We start from the raw sequence: 15576 nt of genomic DNA, 5'->3' as shown, positions 1-15576 counted from the left end.
CAAACGTTCAGGCCGGACGCGCGGGAACTGCGCCGGCACCGGTCGGCGCGTGCAACCGCGGCCAGCCCGCCGGCGCCAGCAGGTCCGCCGGCGATTCGATCATCACGTCGCCGCGCCACGCCACCGGGTCGTCCTCGCACAGGCGATATCCCCAAAGCGCCACCACAGATGCCATGCCGGCCGCACGCGCGGCGATGATGTCGCGCTCGTCGTCGCCGACATAGACGCACTCGGCCGGCGCCAGGCCGATCTTGCCCGCCGCGTGCAGCAGCGGCAGCGGGTGCGGCTTGCGTTCGGCGAGCGTGTCGCCGCCGACCAGCACCGCGCAGCGCGACGCCCAGCCGAGCTGCGGCAGGATCTCGCGCGCCAGGTACTCGGGCTTGTTGGTGACGATGCCCCAGCGGCAGCCGGCCGCCTCCAACGCGGCGAGCATGGCCTCGACGCCGTCGAACGGCGCGCTGTGGCGGCCCAGCTCCTGCCGGTACACGTCGAGGAACTCGGGCACCAGATCCGGAATTTTTTCCGGCGCGATGTCCGGAAACGCGGCGGCCGCCATCGCCCGCGCGCCGCGCGAGACCCGCGGCCGCAGGTCGGCCAGCGGCATCGGCGGCAGCCCGCGATCGCCGCGCATGCGGTTCACCGTCGCCAGCATGTCGGGCGCGCTGTCGAGCAGGGTGCCGTCGAGGTCGAACAGCGCCCCGCGCGGGAAGCCGGACCCGTCCGCCGCGATCGTCGGCCCTCCCCTACCCGGCATTGCCGACCTCCGGCTTGCGCGCGCAGGCGAGATAGTTGACGTCGGTGCGCCGGCTCAGCCGCGCGGCATTGCGCCACGGTTCGTAGGCCATGCCGCTGACATCCTCAAGCTCGAGCCCGGCGGCGCGCAGCCAGGCGGCGAGTTCGGACGGACGGATGAAGTCGCGGTACTGGTGGGTGCCCCGCGGCAGCAGCCGGGCGATGTATTCGGCACCGACGATGGCCAGCGCGAACGCCGCCGGCGTGCGGTTGAGGGTCGACACGAACAACCGGCCGCCCGGGCGCAACAGGGTGGCACAGGCGGCGAGCACCGCGGCCGGGTCCGGCACGTGCTCGAGCATCTCCATGCAGGTCACGGCATCGAAGCCGCCGGGGCGTTCCTCGGCCAGGGTCTCCACCGCCTTGAGCTGGTAGTCGACCTGCACCCCGGACTCGAGGCCGTGCAGCTTCGCCACCTTGATCAGGTCCGGCGCCAGGTCGATCGCGGTCACCCGCGCGCCGGCGCGCGCCAGCGCCTCGCTCAGCAGTCCGCCGCCGCAGCCGACGTCCAGCACCTCGGCCTCCTTCAGCGCGGTCCGGGCGGCGACATAGTCCAGGCGCACCGGGTTGAGCGCGTGCAGCGGCTTCTGCGGACCTTGCGGATCCCACCAGCGGCCGGCCAGCGCGGCGAACTTGTCGAGTTCGGCCTGGCGGAAGTTCTGCGGCGAATCGGCGGACGGGGTGGCGGTCATCGGTATTCCAGTCGCTTGGGGGAGCGCGCCATGCGCGCGATGGGCGGCGCCTGCGCTCAGGCGAGCGCGCGCCCGCAGGATCAATGGTGGATGGCGGCGATCCTCTCGCGCCACTGCCGCGCATTGGCGACCAGCGCGGCGGGGTCCAGGTCGACCAGCACGCGCGCCGAGAGCCTGGCGCGGCCGGCGATCCAGACATCGCTCACCTGGTGCCGGCCGGCGGCATAGACCAGCTGCGAGAACACGTGATGCAGCGGCTGGGTCTCCAGCGCCGACAGGTCCACGCAGGCCAGATCGGCCTGTTTGCCGGGCTCGATCGAGCCGACCAGATGGTCGAAGCCGATCGCCTTCGCGCCGCCCAGCGTGGCGGCGCGCAGCGCGCTGGCGGCACCGAACGCGGCGGCGTCGTTGGCGACCGCCTTGGCCAGGATCGCGGCGGTGCGGGTCTCGCCGAACATGTCGAGGTCGTTGTTGCTGGCGCAACCGTCGGTGCCGATCGCCAGGTTCACGCCGGCCCGTTCCAGCGCGCAGACCGGACAGAAGCCCGACGCCAGCTTGAGGTTGGATTCGGGACAGTGCACCACCGACACGCCGCGCTCGGCGCACAGGTGGATCTCGGCCTCGGTCGCCTGGGTCAGGTGCACCGCGATCAGGCGGTCGTTGACCAGGCCCAGGCGGTCCAGGCGCGCGAGCGGTCGCTGGCCGTGCTTCTTCTGCGACTGCTCGACCTCCTGCACCGTCTCGTGCAGGTGCAGGTGCACCGGCAGGTCGAGCTGGTCGGCGAGCATGCGGATGCGCTCGAAATTGGCGTCGTTGACGGTGTACGGCGCATGCGGCGCGAACGCGGTGTCGATCAGCGGGTCGCCGCGCCATTGGTCGTGGACCTCGCCGGCGCGGTCGAAGTACTCGTCGTCGCTCTTCGCCCACGCGGTCGGGAAGTCGATCACCGGCAGGCCGACGCGGGCACGGAAGCCGTGGCGCTTGTAGATCGCCGCCTGCACGTCGGGGAAGAAGTAGTTCTCGTTGACGCAGGTGGTGCCGCCGCGGAGCATCTCGGCGATTGCCAGGGTCACGCCGTCGGCGACGAACTCCGGCCCGATCACCGCGGCCTCGACCGGCCAGATGTGCTGCTGCAGCCAGACCTTCAGCGGCAGATCGTCGGCGACGCCGCGCAGCAGCGTCATCGGGTTGTGGGTATGGGCGTTGACCAGGCCCGGGATCAGCGCCGCGTCCGGGCGCGACACGGTTTCCAGCGGTGCGAACCGCGCACGCGCCTCGGACGTCGGCAGCACCGCCAGGATGACGCCGTCGCGCACTGCCACGGCGTGATCGTCCAGCACTACGCCGTGCGGCTCGACCGGGACGACGTGGCCGGCTTCGATGAGGAGGTCGCAGGGTTGTGGGGTGGCTTCGGCCGTCATTGGTTCCTTCTTTGCTTGCCCGTCGTTCCCGCGCAGGCGGGAACCCATGGACCTTCAGTCTTTGCGGAGGAACAAAAGCAACGTCCATGGATCCCCGCTTGCGCGGGGATGACGCAATGGCAAGGCGTCCGCATTCGCGAACGCGCCATTGCGTCACTTCACCCGGCTGACGTATTCGCCGGACCGGGTGTCGACCTTGATCACTTCCTCCTGGCCGACGAACAGCGGTACTCGCACCACCGCGCCGGTCTCCAGCGTGGCCGGCTTGCCGCCGCCGCCGGAGGTGTCGCCGCGCACGCCCGGATCGGTCTCGGTGATCTGCAGCTCGACGAAATTCGGCGGCGTGACCTGGATCGGGGTCCCGTTCCACAGCGTGACCACGCAGTCCTCCTCGCCCTTGAGCCACTTCTCGGCGCCGGCCATGCCGGCCTTGTCGGCCTGCACCTGCTCGAAGTTCTCCGGATTCATGAAGTGCCAGTACTCGCCGTCGCTGTACAGGTACTGCATGTCGGTGTCGACCACGTCGGCGGCCTCGACCGAGTCGGTGGACTTCATGGTGACTTCCTGCACCCGCCCGGAGCGGATCAGGCGGTACTTCACCCGGGTGAAGGCCTGGCCCTTGCCCGGCTTGACGTATTCGGTGTCGGTGATGATCGCGGGCTCGCCGTTGACCAGGATCTTCATCCCGTTCTTGACGTCGTTCATGCCGTAGCTGGCCATCATTGCTCCTGCGGTGCCGCCGCGCGGGCGGATAGAATGTCGGATCGGCAGCCGAAAACCGGCCGCGGCTGAAAAACTAGCCCGACATGATACCCGCAGCCCCCCTACCGATGCAGCCGCGACGCTGGCAGCAGGCCTGGCGCGAAGCGGTGCGCGATCCCCGCGAACTGCTGGCGATGCTCGGCCTGGAGCAGGCGGCATTGCAGGTTTCGCCCGCCGCCGCGGCGCAGTTCCCGCTGCGGGTGCCGCGCGGCTTCGTCGCCCGCATGCGCCGCGGCGATCCGCACGATCCGCTGCTGCGGCAGGTATTGCCCCTGGACGAGGAGATGCGCCCGGTCGCCGGCTTCGACTTCGACGCGGTCGGCGACGGCGCCGCCCGCGCCGGCCGCGGCGTCATCCGCAAGTACCGCGGCCGCGCCCTGCTGATCGCCACCGGCAGCTGCGCGGTGCACTGCCGCTACTGTTTTCGCCGCCACTTTCCCTATGCAGAGGAAACCGCCGCCGCGGCCGGCTGGAGCGAGGCGCTCGCCACGATCCGCGCCGACGCCTCGATCGACGAGGTGATCCTGTCCGGCGGCGATCCGCTGTCGCTGGCCACGCCGAAGCTGGCCGAGCTCACCGCGGCGCTGGCCGGCATCGCCCACGTCCGCCGCCTGCGCCTGCACACCCGGCTGCCGGTGGTGCTGCCCGAGCGCATCGACGCCGGGCTCACGACGTGGCTGGCCGCCCTGCCCTGGCCGGTGGCCGTGGTGCTGCACGCCAATCACGCCAACGAGTTCGACGCCGCGGTGGATGCCGCCATGGCACGCCTGCGCGACGCCGGGGCCGCGCTGCTCAACCAGGCGGTGCTGCTGCGCGGGGTCAACGACTCGGTCGAGGCGCTGGCCGCGCTGGGCGAGCGCGGTTTCGCCGCCGGCGTGCTGCCGTACTACCTGCATCAGCTCGACCGCGTCGCCGGAGCGGCCCATTTCGACGTCCCCGACGCCCGGGCGCTGGCGCTGCATGCGGCGCTGCGCGAGCGGCAGCCGGGCTATCTGGTGCCGAAACTGGTCCGCGAGGTGGCGGGCGATGCGTCCAAACGCCCACTCTGACCGATCCGGCATGGACGCCGGAGGCGCCGGCGTGGCATAACCGTCGGCCACCGGGAGGACCGAATGCCGAAGAACCTGGACAACGCCCTGCGGCTGATGGTGGTCGACGACAGCATGGAGGACGCCGAGACCATCGTCAGCGGACTGCGCAACGCCGGCATCGCGGTGCGGCCGCTGCGGCCGGCATCCGCCGACGAACTCGCCACGATGCTCGGAAGCCAGAGCATCGACCTGGTGCTGGCTTCGCAGAAATCCAGCGCCGTGCCGCTGGCCGAGGTCGCCCAGCGCGTGCAGTCGAGCGGCAAGGACATCCCGCTGATCGCGGTGGTCGACGCCATCGACGACGACACGTTCGCCGAAACCCATGGACTGGGGGTCCGCCGGATCGCGCTGCGCGGCAAGCCGCAGCTGCTGCTGAACGCCGTCCGCGACGAGTGGGCCGACCTCGACGCCCGGCGCATGCTGCGCCGGCTGGAAGCCCGGGTACGCGAGACCGAGCGCCGCTGCGATGCGCTGATCGAGTCCTCGCGCGACCCGATCGCCTACGTCCACGAAGGCATGCATATCCGCGCCAATGCGGCATACCTGGAGATGTTCGGGCACGAATCGTTCGAGGACATCGAGGGCATGTCGCTGCTGGACATGGTCGCCCCGCAGCACCTGGAGGATTTCAAGGCGCTGCTCAAGCGCCTGGGCAAGGGCGAGCCGGCGCCGCCGCGCTACGAGCTGCAGGCGCGCGACGCCGACGGCAACGCGTTTCCGGCCTCGATGGAGTTCACGCCTGCGCAGTACGAGGGCGAGTCCTGCCTGCAGGTCGTCTTCCGGCGCGAGGAGGTCGACCCGGAACTCGCGCGGCAGGTCGAGGAACTGCGCCAGCGCGACCAGGTGACCGGCCTGCTCAACCGGCCGACCTTCCTGCGCGCGCTGGAGGACGCGGTCAGCGACGCCGCCCAGGAAGACGGGCAGCATGGCCTGCTGCTGGTGGAACCGGATCACTACCAGCGCCTGCTGCAGGAGATGGGGCTGGATGCTGCCGACGCCATGCTCGCCGCCATCGCCCAGCGGCTGCAGGGCGTGTTGGACGAACGCGCGCTGTCGGCGCGCTATTCCGAGCACCGGTTGGCGGTGCTGCTGCGCGGCGCCGACTACTCCGCCACCACGGCGTTGGCCGAGCGCATCTTGGAGGCCTTCTCCTCGCACGTGTTCACCGTCGGCGCCCACTCCAGCACGATCACCGCCAGCATCGGCGGCGTGCAGATCGGCGAGAAGATCGCCAGCCTCGGCCAGGTGCTGGCCAAGGCCGACGAGGGCGTGCACTCGTCGCTCGGCGTCGGCGGCAACCGCTACGAGATCTTCGACCCCGCCGCCACCGACCGCGCCGAGGAGGAGCACGTGCAGGCCTGGGTCGCGCGCCTGCGCGACGCGCTCGACAACGACGGCTTCGTGCTGCATTACCATCCGGTGATCAGCCTGCAGGCCGATACCGGCGCGGTCTACGAGGCGTTGCTGCGCCTGGACGCCGGCGAGGGAGAGCTGGTCAAGCCGCTGTCGTTCCTGCAGATCGCAGAGGAGCACGGCCTGCTGTGGGAGATCGACCACCACGTGACCGGCCAGGCGATCGCCCGCATCGGCGAGAGCATCCGCGCCGGCAGGCCGACGACGCTGCTGGTGGAGGTGAGCCAGGCCTCGCTGCGCGACGACAGCCTGGTGCGCTACATCGGCGAGCAGCTGAGCAGGCACAGCGTGCCCGGCGAATACCTGGTGCTGCAGCTGCCCGAGGCCAAGGTATTCACCCATCTCAAGGCCACCCAGGACTTCGCCACCGCCATCGGCAAGTACGACTGCCGGCTGGCGCTGGAACAGTTCGGCGTCGGCCTGGATTCGTTCCAACTGCTCGCTCATCTGCAGCCGCACCTGCTCAAGCTCGACCGCAGCTTCACCGAGGATCTGGTGCAGAACCCGGACAACCAGAAGCGCGTCCAGGAGATCGCCGAGAAGGCGCGCGAACTCGGCATCCGTACCATCGCCGAGCACGTGCAGGACGCGGCGAGCATGTCGATCCTGTTCTCGGCCGGGGTCGACTACGTGCAGGGCAGCTTCCTGGCCGAGCCGGGGTCGCAGATGAACTACGATTTCGAGTAGGCGCGGGAATCGGGAATCGGGAAAGGCTAACCGGCCGACGGTTCGTCATCCCAGCGCAAGCTGGGATCCATCTTGATCTTGCTGTTTCTCGAGTAGCCGCGACATCGCAACTTGGATCCCAGCTTGCGCTGGGATGACGGGCAAGAAGCAGCCAGGCTCTCCCGAGCCCCGAGCCCCGAGCCCCGAGCCCGGAGCCCGGAGCCCGGAGCCCCTTACGCCGCCACGTTCCGGCGCACCGCGTCCGACTCCGGCGGCGCGTTGCGCAACGCCGCAATCCGCTCGTCCAAGGGCGGATGGCTCATCAGCAGGCGCCTGAGGCCGGTGCCGACGCCACCGCTGATGCCGAAGGCCGCGACCTGCTTGGGCAGGGTGCTGTGTCCGTAGGTCTGCGCGAGGCGCTCCAGCGCGGCGATCATCTTGGCGCGGCCGGCCAGCCGCGCGCCGCCGGCGTCGGCGCGGAACTCGCGCCAGCGCGAGAACCACATCGCGATCATGCTGGCGAACAGGCCGAAGATCATGTCGAGCGCGAACACCACCGCGTAGTAGCCGAGCCCGGTCGAACTGCGCCCACCGCTGAGATAGCCGTCGATCACCCGTCCGACGATCCGCGCGAGGAAGATCACGAACGTGTTCAGCACGCCCTGCAGCAGCGCCATGGTCACCATGTCGCCGTTGGCCACGTGCGAGACCTCGTGCGCGAGCACCGCTTCCGCCTCGTCGCGGTCCATCGCCCGCAGCAGTCCGGTGGACACCGCCACCAGGGCACTGTTGCGCCTGGCGCCGGTGGCGAAGGCGTTGATCTCGGGCGCGTCGTACACCGCGACCTCGGGCATGCCGATGCCGGCGTCCCGCGCCTGCCGCTGCACGGTGGCGACCAGCCAGCGCTCGGTCTCGTTGCGCGGCTGCTCGATCACGTGCGCGCCGGTGAAGCGCTTGGCGGTCCACTTCGACAGCGCCAACGAGACGAAGGCGCCGCCGAAACCGAAGACCGCCGCGAACAGCAGCAGCCCGGCGTTGGTCGCCGGATTGATCCCGAAGATCGCCATGACGATGCTGACCAGCGCCAGCACCGCGAGATTGGTGGCAAGGAACAAGGCGATACGTTTGAACATGGCAGGGATTCCGTCCGGGCGCGGGAGCGCCCTACCCGCTGTCCAGTGTGGTTGCGATCGATGAAATTCAAGTGACCCGCGCCAGGCAGTCCTTTCCGCCGCAGTGAAGAATGGGCCGTCGCCACGGGCGGTGTCAGTGAATCGCCCCGCCGGCGCGTCAGGTAACCTTCGCAGTCGCGATGCACACCGCCCCCGCCACTCCCGCCGCCGCTCCGTACCGCGGCCGCTTCGCGCCCTCGCCGACCGGCCCGCTGCATTTCGGCTCGCTGCTGGCGGCGATGGGCAGCTGGCTGCTGGCGCGCCATGCCGGCGGCGAATGGCGGGTGCGGATCGAGGACCTGGACCCGCCGCGCGAGATCGCCGGCGCGGCCGAGGCGCAACTGCGCAGCCTGCACGCCTTCGGCCTGGCGCCGGACGGCGAGGTGCTGCGCCAGAGCGCGCGCGGCGAGCTCTATGGCGCTGCGCTCGACCGTTTGCTGGCCGCCGGCGACGCCCTCGTCTGCCATTGCAGCCGCAGCGGCCTGGCGGCCGGCGGCGGCGTGCACCACGGCTGCATCGTCGGTGCGCTGCGCACCGATCCCGCGGTCCGGCTGCGGGTGCCGCCCGGCACCCGGATCGCCTTCGACGACCTGCTGCAGGGTCGGGTCGAACAGGACCTGTACGCCGAGGTCGGCGACTTCGTGCTGCGCCGGGCCGACGGCTGCTGGGCCTACCAGCTGGCGGTGGTGGTCGACGATGCCGCGCAAGGCATCACCGACGTGGTCCGCGGCGCCGACCTGCTCGACTCGACCCCGCGGCAGATCTTCCTGCAGCGCAGGCTCGGGCTGTCCACGCCGCGCTACGCACACCTGCCGCTGGTGCTCGATGCCGACGGGCGCAAGCTGTCGAAATCGCTGGCGGCCGTGCCGGTGGACGACGACGAGCCGCTGCCGGCGCTGCGCGCGGCATGGCGCGCGCTGGGGCAGGCGCCGTCCGTGGTCGCCGCCGCGGGCACGCCGGCGCAGCTGCTGGATGCGGCCCTGCGCGCCTTCGATCCGGCCCGGATCCCGCGCCGGCACGAGCTGTCGCTCGCCGCATTGCACAACACCGATGTCGCGGCCGCCCCATAGAATGCGGTCCCTGGTCCTTGGGACCCGGCCTGCGCATTCGCATCACATTCCGGGAGGCATGGCATGACCACACGCGTGGCACTGGTCACCGGTGGAACCGGCGGCATCGGCACCGCGATCTGCAAGCGGCTGTTCGACTCCGGCCACAAGGTGGCGACCAATTACCGCAACGCCGACAAGGCCATCGCCTGGCAGACGCGGATGAAGGAAGGCGGCTGCGAGGTCGCGCTGGCCAAGGGCGACGTGTCGTCGCCGGAGGAGGCCGAGGCGATGGTGCGGGAGGTCGAACGCCAGCTCGGGCCGGTCGACATCCTGGTCAACAACGCCGGCATCACCCGCGACGGCACCTTCCACAAGATGACCGCGCAGCAGTGGCAGGAGGTCATCAACACCAATCTCAACTCGGTGTTCAACGTGACCCGTCCGGTCATCGAAGGCATGCGCGGGCGCAAGTGGGGCCGGATCGTCCAGATCAGCTCGATCAACGGCCAGAAGGGCCAGTACGGCCAGGCCAACTACGCGGCGGCCAAGGCCGGCATGCACGGCTTCACCATCTCGCTGGCGCAGGAGAACGCGCGCTTCGGGGTCACCGTCAATACCGTCTCGCCCGGCTACATCGGCACCGAGATGGTGATGGCGGTCCCGGAGGCGGTGCGCGAGAAGATCGTGGCGCAGATCCCCACCGGCCGGCTCGGCACACCGGAGGAGATCGCCTACGCGGTGTCGTTCTTCCTGCCGGAGGAGGCCGGCTGGATCACCGGCGCCAACCTGTCGGCCAACGGCGGGCAGTACATGGGGTGGTAGGTATTCCGCCCCTGCAGGCACGTGAATACGACGACCTTGCAAGCCTTGCCGCGCTGCGCCATGCTGCGCGGCAACACGGCTAGAGCCTTTGCTCCATGAGCGCAATCCGCGTCATCAAGAAATACCCCAACCGCCGTCTCTACGACACCGAGATTTCGAGCTACATCACCATCGAGGACGTACGCCAGCTGATCGTCGACGGCGAGTCCTTCGAGGTACGCGATGCCAAGACCGGCGACGATCTGACCCGCCAGGTCCTGCTGCAGATCATCGCCGAGCACGAACAGGACGGGCAGCCGATGCTCTCGACCCAGCTGCTCAGCCAGATCATCCGCTTCTACGGCGATTCGCTGCAGGGTTTCATGGGCACCTATCTCGAACGCTCGATGCAGACCTTCCTCGAACAGCAGCAGCAGTTCCGGCAGCAGATGGGCGGCCTGCTCGACCAGACCCCCTGGTCGATGATGAACAAGCTCACCGAGCGCAACATGGAGCTGTGGCAGGAGTTCCAGCGCAACCTGACCGGCAGCGTCGGCCAGAAGCCTTCGGAGCGCCCGCCCTCCGGCGACAAGCGCGGTCGCTGAGCCGCCGTGCCGCTGGACAAGCGAACCGCCGTGGTCACCGGCGGCATCGGCGGGCTCGGCACCGCGATCTGCACCGCCCTCGCCCGCGCCGGCCGGCACGTGATCGCCGCCGATCTCGGCGGAAACGCCGAGCGCATCGCGCGCTTCGAACAGGACGTGCGCGGACTCGACGTGCGCTTCGCCGCGCTCGACGTCTCCGACTTCGAGGCCTGCGCCGCGCTGGTGCGGGAGGTCGAGACGCGACACGGCGCGCTCGACATCCTGGTCAACGCCGCCGGCATTACCCGCGACGTCACCCTGCGCAAGATGGAAACGGTGCAGTGGGAGGCGGTGATGAACGTGAACCTCGACGGCGTGTTCCACATGTGCCGGCACGCGGTCGAGGGCATGGCGACACGCGGCTTCGGCCGCATCATCAACATCAGCTCGGTCAACGGCCAGACCGGCCAGTTCGGGCAGACCAACTACTCCGCCGCCAAGGCCGGCATGCACGGCTTCACGATGGCGCTGGCGCGCGAGGTGGCGCGCAAGGGCGTCACCGTCAACTCGGTGTCTCCCGGCTACTGCGAGACCGCACTGGTGACGGCGATGCCGCAGGCGATCCGCGACGGCATCGTCGCCCAGGTGCCGGTCGGCCGGCTCGGGCGCCCGGACGAGATCGCACGCGCGGTCCAGTTCCTCGCCGCCGACGACGCCGGCTTCGTCACCGGCGCCAACCTGCCGGTGAACGGCGGGCTGTTCATGAGCTTCTAGTCCGGGCGGGATTCGGGCTCGAAGGCATCACGGAACCACCGCGACCTATCCCGCGCCTGCCGGGTGCCTTGGACACCAAGCGAGTATCGGGGAGCGACTGGCCAAGGCACCCGGCAGGCGCCCCGCGGCTTTCGTCGCTCTTCCTGCGGGATAGATCGAAGCCTGCCACAGGAGATCACCGGAAGTATCCGCTCGCCTCTCGTCGCGAGATTACAAGTCGCCCTGCCCGCAGAAGCGCTGGCGGTACTCCATCGCCTTCGGCATCAACCCCTGCAGGTTCTGGATACGGGTACCGGGATTCGGATGCGTCGATGAGAACTCGGGCGGCGCCTGCCCGCCGGCGGCACCCATGCGCTCCCACAGCGGAACCGCCTGCTGCGGATCGAAGCAGGCCGCCGCGGCCAGCATCAGCCCGACCTCGTCGGCCTCGGTCTCGTGCTTGCGTGCGTACGGCAGCAAGTAGCCGTAGCCCATCGCCGCCATCACCATTTGCTGCTGCTGCGGATCCATCCCGCTCAGCGCGCCCGCCATCTGCCCCATCTGGCTCAGCTTCTGCTGCGCCATGCGCTGGGCGCCGTGGCGCAGCAGCGCGTGGGCGATCTCGTGCCCCATCACCACGGCCATGGCGTCGGCGTTCTGCGCCACCGGCACCAGCCCGGTGTACACCGCCATCTTGCCGCCGGGCAGGCAGAAGGCATTCGCCTGCTCGGAATCGATGACGTTGACCTCCCACTCGAACCCCTGCGAGAACCGGCTCGGCTCGAGACCGTGCTCGGCGGCCAGGGCCGCCTCGACCTCATCGACCTTGTCCACCAGGCGCCCGGCGATGTCGCGGATCTGGCGCGAGACCTCCGCGTCCGCGGGCAGCGGCCGCTCCTGCGCAAGGATCTCGCGGTAGGCCTGCAGCCCGAGCGCCTTCTCGTCGTCGGCGGACAGGCTGCGGTCGATCAGCACGCTCTGCCCGGTTACCGGATCGACGCTCTGGTTGGAGAACCAGTAGTACGCGCCGTAGCCGGCGAACAGCAGCAGCACCCACAGCCGCAAGCCGCCGCCGCGGCGCCGTCCGGCTGCCGGCTGGCGCCGGCCGAAAGGATCCTGTCGCATCCCGAACTCCTCCAAGACCGCGCCGGTCGGGCGCGCCGATATCGCCGAAAGTATCCGCTACAACTCCCGCATCACCCGGAACCCGATGCGGGCATTGGTGGTGTCGCGCGCCGCCGGCGCACGCCAGGCCGGGCGGGTCTGCTCCGGCGCGCTGGCCCAGGAGCCGCCGCGGATCACGTACGTCCGGCACCCGGGATTGATCCAGGGCGCGGCGTCGCGCGGCGCGCGGCGGTAGCTGGCATGCCAGCAGTCGGCGACCCACTCGCTGACGTTGCCCGCCAGGTCGTGCAGCCCCCAGCGATTGGGCGCGAAGCTGCCGACCGCGGCCGGCCCCCAATGGCCATCGTCGTAGCCCGCGAAGGCGTTGCTCCAGCTGCGTCCGCCGGGCGAGCGGTCCAGCCCGCCGGTGAAATTGCCGGCCGATTCCGGCGGCGCCCCCTCGCCCCACGGAAACGCGTCCCCGCTGCCCGCGCGCAACGCGTACTCGAACTCGGCTTCGCTGGGCAGGCGGTAGCGCTCGCCGCTTTCCTCCGCCAGCCATTCGGCGTAGGCCTCCACATCCTGGGCGCTGACGTGCAGCACCGGCATGTCGTCGCTGGCGGTCGCGCCCACGTAGTCCGACTGCCAGTCGGCGCCGCTGCGGCGCACGAAGTTGCCGCTGCGCTCGTCATACACCATCGAGAAGCCGCGCCGCACGGCGCGGGTCCGGTAGCCGGTGGCATTGACGAAGCGGCGGAACTCGCCGACGGTCACCTCGTGCGCCGACAGCGCGAAGCCGCGATCGAAACGGATGTTGCGCTGCGGCCGCTCGCTGTCGCTGGCGCCGCCCTCGCCCTCGGGCGCGCCCATCGTGAACGCCCCGTGCGGCACCACCACCATGCGCGGTCCGCGCGCGCCGCTCTGCAGCGCATCGGTGAACCCCTGCCCGGGCCGGAACAGGCCGTAGTGCACCGCCAGGCTGATGCGTTCGCGCAGGTCGGACGCGGCGGGATCGCCGGGCTCGGCGATCAGCAGCAGTTCGGCCAGGATCTCACGCGCCTTGGCGATGCCGTCGAACCCGCGCAGGGCGGCGAGCCCCTGGTCACGCAGGCTGGCGATGCGGGCAGTGCGCAGGCGCTCGATCCGCTCGCGCGCATCGGGCACGGTGGCGCTCTCGGGCCGGACCAGTGTGGCGTGGCCGAGCCATTGGCCCGCGGTGTCGAAATCACCGCGCCCGGCCGCCTCTTCGGCGCGCCGGATCAGCCCGCTTTCCACCGCGGCCAGGTTCTGCAGCGCACGCGGCTGCTCCGGCTGCAGCTCCAGCGCCTCGCGCAACCTGGCGAGGGCGCCGCCGCCGGACTCGCCGTAGCGGCCCTCCGCGAGTTCGGCCTCCGCCTCGCGATTCAGTTCCCACAGGCGGTCGGCCCGGTCCACCCTCTGCAGATAGGCCCGCACCGGCGCATCCTCCGGCCAGACCGTACGCGCCACCGCGGCCACGCGACGCGCCTCGCGCAAAGCCACGAAGTCGTCGCCGCTGTCGGCCAGCGCCCGCTCGCCCTCGTCCAGCAGGCGTTGCCGCGAACGCTGCAGCCCCTGCACGGCGGCCTTGTCCTTCGGGTCCTGTTCGAGCAGCGCCAGGTACAGCGGGATCGCGGCTTCGGCGTCCTCGTACAGATGCCCTTCCTCGAGTGCGGAGCCGGCTTGTTCGCGGGTCTCGTCCAGTGCCTCCGGGTCGAGCTCCGCCTGCGGTCGTCGCCAGGTCAGGCTGTCGGCGATGCGGTCGTCGCCGCTGACCGTGACACTGCCGCGGCGCTCACGTTCGGCTGCCTGTTCGGCCGCCTGCGCATCCGCGTCCCCGGCGTCGCCGCCATCGCGCGAACAACCGGAGCTCAGCGTCAGCAGCAGGACGACGACAGATATGAGCGCGCGCAACCGACGGCGCCGCGCCGCTTGACCTTGCAGGCAGCAAGGCGCTGCGCGGCGCAACACCACCTGGCGGCCATTGGGAAGCAACGCGGCATACGCCATAAGTGTTAACAGGCCCTAGGACGACAAGCCCATGTTACGCGACGGTAGGCCGGGGACCGGCGGCACGTCAATCGCACCGGCCGGCGCGAATGCATCACCGCGACCTGCTAGTCTCCTGCGCCATGCCCCTCAACGTACCGCAGTGGATCGCCGATCCCTCCACCCTGAACGCCCGTCTGTCCGCGCATCCCGCGCGTGTCGGCCTGGATACCGAATTCATCCGCGAACGCACCTACTGGCCGCGGCTCGCACTGGTGCAGGTGGCGATCGATGACGACATCCTGCTGATCGATCCGCTCGCGCCGGGGATCGCCGAGGCCCTGCGGCCGCTGCTCACCGACCCGTCGGTGCTCAAGATCATGCACAGCGCCGGCGAGGACCTGATCGCCTTCGGGCACGCCTGCGGCGCGGTGCCGGCGCCGCTGTTCGATACCCAGATCGCCGCCGCACTGGGCGGCATCGCCGCCGGCGTCGGCTACCAGCGCCTGGTGCAGGAGCTGACCGGCGTCGCCCTGGCCAAGGGCGAGACCCGTTCGGACTGGCTGCAACGACCGCTGTCGCCGGCGCAGCTGGAGTACGCGGCGGACGACGTACGCCACCTGTTCGTATTGCACGACACGCTGGCGGAGCGGCTGGAGACGCTCGACCGCCGCGAATGGTTCGACGAGGATTGCCGGCGCCTGCTCGCCGTCGCCGCGGACGAACCCGAGCGCTGGCCGCACCTCGCGCTGCGCACCGCGCAGTTCCTCGACGAGGCAGCCAGGCACCGCCTGCTGCGCCTGTTGCGCTGGCGCGACCGCTGGGCGCGCGAACGCGACCGTCCGCGCAGCTGGGTGCTGGACAACGAGCTGGCGGTGCTGCTGGCGCGCGATCCGCCGCCCGACCAGGCCGGCGTGCAGCGTGTGCTCGACAGCCATCCGAAGGCCTCGCGCAAGCTGGCCGAGCCGATGTGGCAGGCGCTGCAGACGCCGCTGCCGGACGAACACGAGGCACCGCCCCCGAGCGACGACGTCGATCGCAAGGCCCTGCGCAGCCTGCAGGACGCGGTGGCCGCGCGCAGCGCCGAGCTCGGCCTGCCGGACGGCGTGCTCGCCTCGCGGCGTTGGCTCGAACGGCTGCTGCAGCACAGCGACTGGCCGCCGGCCCTGTCCGGCTGGCGACGCAGGGAACTCGAACCGGCGCTGCTGCCGCTGCTCTCGGCCGCCGCGGACATCCAGGCCGCCGACGAAGCGGGGTGAACTGCGG

14 protein-coding genes are annotated in these 15576 nt (G+C 70.6%); 7 read left to right on the top strand and 7 right to left on the bottom strand.

Going from position 1 to position 15576, the window contains the following annotated elements:
• Window positions 1-7: 7 nt before the first annotated feature.
• The 4 genes from AB5T46_RS04420 to efp form a co-directional block, all read right to left on the bottom strand.
• Window positions 8-754: a phosphoglycolate phosphatase gene (locus AB5T46_RS04420; protein WP_370562642.1), complete on the bottom strand. Its 747-nt coding sequence runs from the start codon at window positions 752-754 to the stop codon at window positions 8-10.
• Window positions 744-1484 carry a bifunctional 2-polyprenyl-6-hydroxyphenol methylase/3-demethylubiquinol 3-O-methyltransferase UbiG gene (ubiG, locus tag AB5T46_RS04415; protein ID WP_370562641.1) on the bottom strand — a complete coding sequence of 247 codons (741 nt, stop codon included), beginning with the start codon at window positions 1482-1484 and terminating at the stop codon, window positions 744-746. Before ubiG ends, AB5T46_RS04420 begins: the two co-directional genes overlap by 11 nt.
• An 80-nt stretch (window positions 1485-1564) precedes the next feature.
• Window positions 1565-2905, bottom strand: coding sequence for a TRZ/ATZ family hydrolase (locus AB5T46_RS04410; RefSeq protein ID WP_370562640.1), 1341 nt, complete (start codon window positions 2903-2905; stop codon window positions 1565-1567).
• A 153-nt stretch (window positions 2906-3058) separates the two neighbouring features.
• Window positions 3059-3625 carry an elongation factor P gene (gene efp, locus AB5T46_RS04405; RefSeq protein ID WP_370562639.1) on the bottom strand — a complete coding sequence of 189 codons (567 nt, stop codon included), beginning with the start codon at window positions 3623-3625 and terminating at the stop codon, window positions 3059-3061.
• 86 nt (window positions 3626-3711) lie between these two features.
• On the opposite strand from efp, the gene epmB reads away from it, so the two are divergent.
• Together epmB and AB5T46_RS04395 are read left to right on the top strand one after the other, a co-directional pair.
• Window positions 3712-4716 carry an EF-P beta-lysylation protein EpmB gene (gene epmB / locus AB5T46_RS04400; protein WP_370562638.1) on the top strand — a complete coding sequence of 335 codons (1005 nt, stop codon included), beginning with the start codon at window positions 3712-3714 and terminating at the stop codon, window positions 4714-4716.
• A 63-nt stretch (window positions 4717-4779) separates the two neighbouring features.
• Window positions 4780-6858 carry an EAL domain-containing response regulator gene (locus AB5T46_RS04395; RefSeq protein WP_370562637.1) on the top strand — a complete coding sequence of 693 codons (2079 nt, stop codon included), beginning with the start codon at window positions 4780-4782 and terminating at the stop codon, window positions 6856-6858.
• A 212-nt stretch (window positions 6859-7070) separates the two neighbouring features.
• On the opposite strand, the gene htpX is transcribed toward AB5T46_RS04395, so the two are convergent.
• Window positions 7071-7970, bottom strand: coding sequence for a protease HtpX (htpX, locus tag AB5T46_RS04390; RefSeq protein WP_370562636.1), 900 nt, complete (start codon window positions 7968-7970; stop codon window positions 7071-7073).
• 179 nt (window positions 7971-8149) lie between these two features.
• Between htpX and gluQRS the strand changes: the two genes are divergently transcribed.
• The 4 genes from gluQRS (at window position 8150) to phbB (AB5T46_RS04370) (ending at window position 11220) form a co-directional block, all read left to right on the top strand.
• On the top strand, window positions 8150-9079 hold the full coding sequence (gluQRS, locus tag AB5T46_RS04385) for a tRNA glutamyl-Q(34) synthetase GluQRS (protein WP_370562635.1): 930 nt from the start codon (window positions 8150-8152) through the stop codon (window positions 9077-9079).
• Between the two features lie 63 nt (window positions 9080-9142).
• Window positions 9143-9883, top strand: coding sequence for an acetoacetyl-CoA reductase (gene phbB / locus AB5T46_RS04380; protein ID WP_370562634.1), 741 nt, complete (start codon window positions 9143-9145; stop codon window positions 9881-9883).
• A gap of 95 nt (window positions 9884-9978) precedes the next feature.
• Entirely contained in the window at window positions 9979-10467 is a 489-nt protein-coding gene (gene phaR / locus AB5T46_RS04375) for a polyhydroxyalkanoate synthesis repressor PhaR (RefSeq protein WP_149193322.1), read from the top strand.
• A 12-nt stretch (window positions 10468-10479) separates the two neighbouring features.
• Window positions 10480-11220, top strand: coding sequence for an acetoacetyl-CoA reductase (gene phbB, locus AB5T46_RS04370; RefSeq protein ID WP_459558940.1), 741 nt, complete (start codon window positions 10480-10482; stop codon window positions 11218-11220).
• Window positions 11221-11430: 210 nt separating this feature from the next.
• On the opposite strand, the gene AB5T46_RS04365 is transcribed toward phbB (AB5T46_RS04370), so the two are convergent.
• Both AB5T46_RS04365 and AB5T46_RS04360 read right to left on the bottom strand, forming a co-directional pair.
• Window positions 11431-12324: a M48 family metallopeptidase gene (locus AB5T46_RS04365; protein ID WP_370562632.1), complete on the bottom strand. Its 894-nt coding sequence runs from the start codon at window positions 12322-12324 to the stop codon at window positions 11431-11433.
• A 57-nt stretch (window positions 12325-12381) separates the two neighbouring features.
• The gene (locus AB5T46_RS04360; RefSeq protein WP_370562631.1) at window positions 12382-14331 is read right to left on the bottom strand and encodes an SUMF1/EgtB/PvdO family nonheme iron enzyme; all 1950 of its coding nucleotides are present in this window, start codon (window positions 14329-14331) and stop codon (window positions 12382-12384) included.
• Window positions 14332-14453: 122 nt separating this feature from the next.
• On the opposite strand from AB5T46_RS04360, the gene rnd reads away from it, so the two are divergent.
• A complete protein-coding gene (rnd, locus tag AB5T46_RS04355) occupies window positions 14454-15569 on the top strand; it encodes a ribonuclease D (protein WP_370562630.1) in 1116 nt (371 codons plus the stop codon).
• The last annotated feature ends 7 nt before the right edge of the window (window positions 15570-15576 follow it).

It is taken from the genome of Luteimonas salinilitoris (assembly GCF_041300785.1).
GTDB classification, from domain to species: domain Bacteria; phylum Pseudomonadota; class Gammaproteobacteria; order Xanthomonadales; family Xanthomonadaceae; genus Luteimonas; species Luteimonas salinilitoris.
This window is presented reverse-complemented; position numbering and strand designations above follow the sequence as displayed.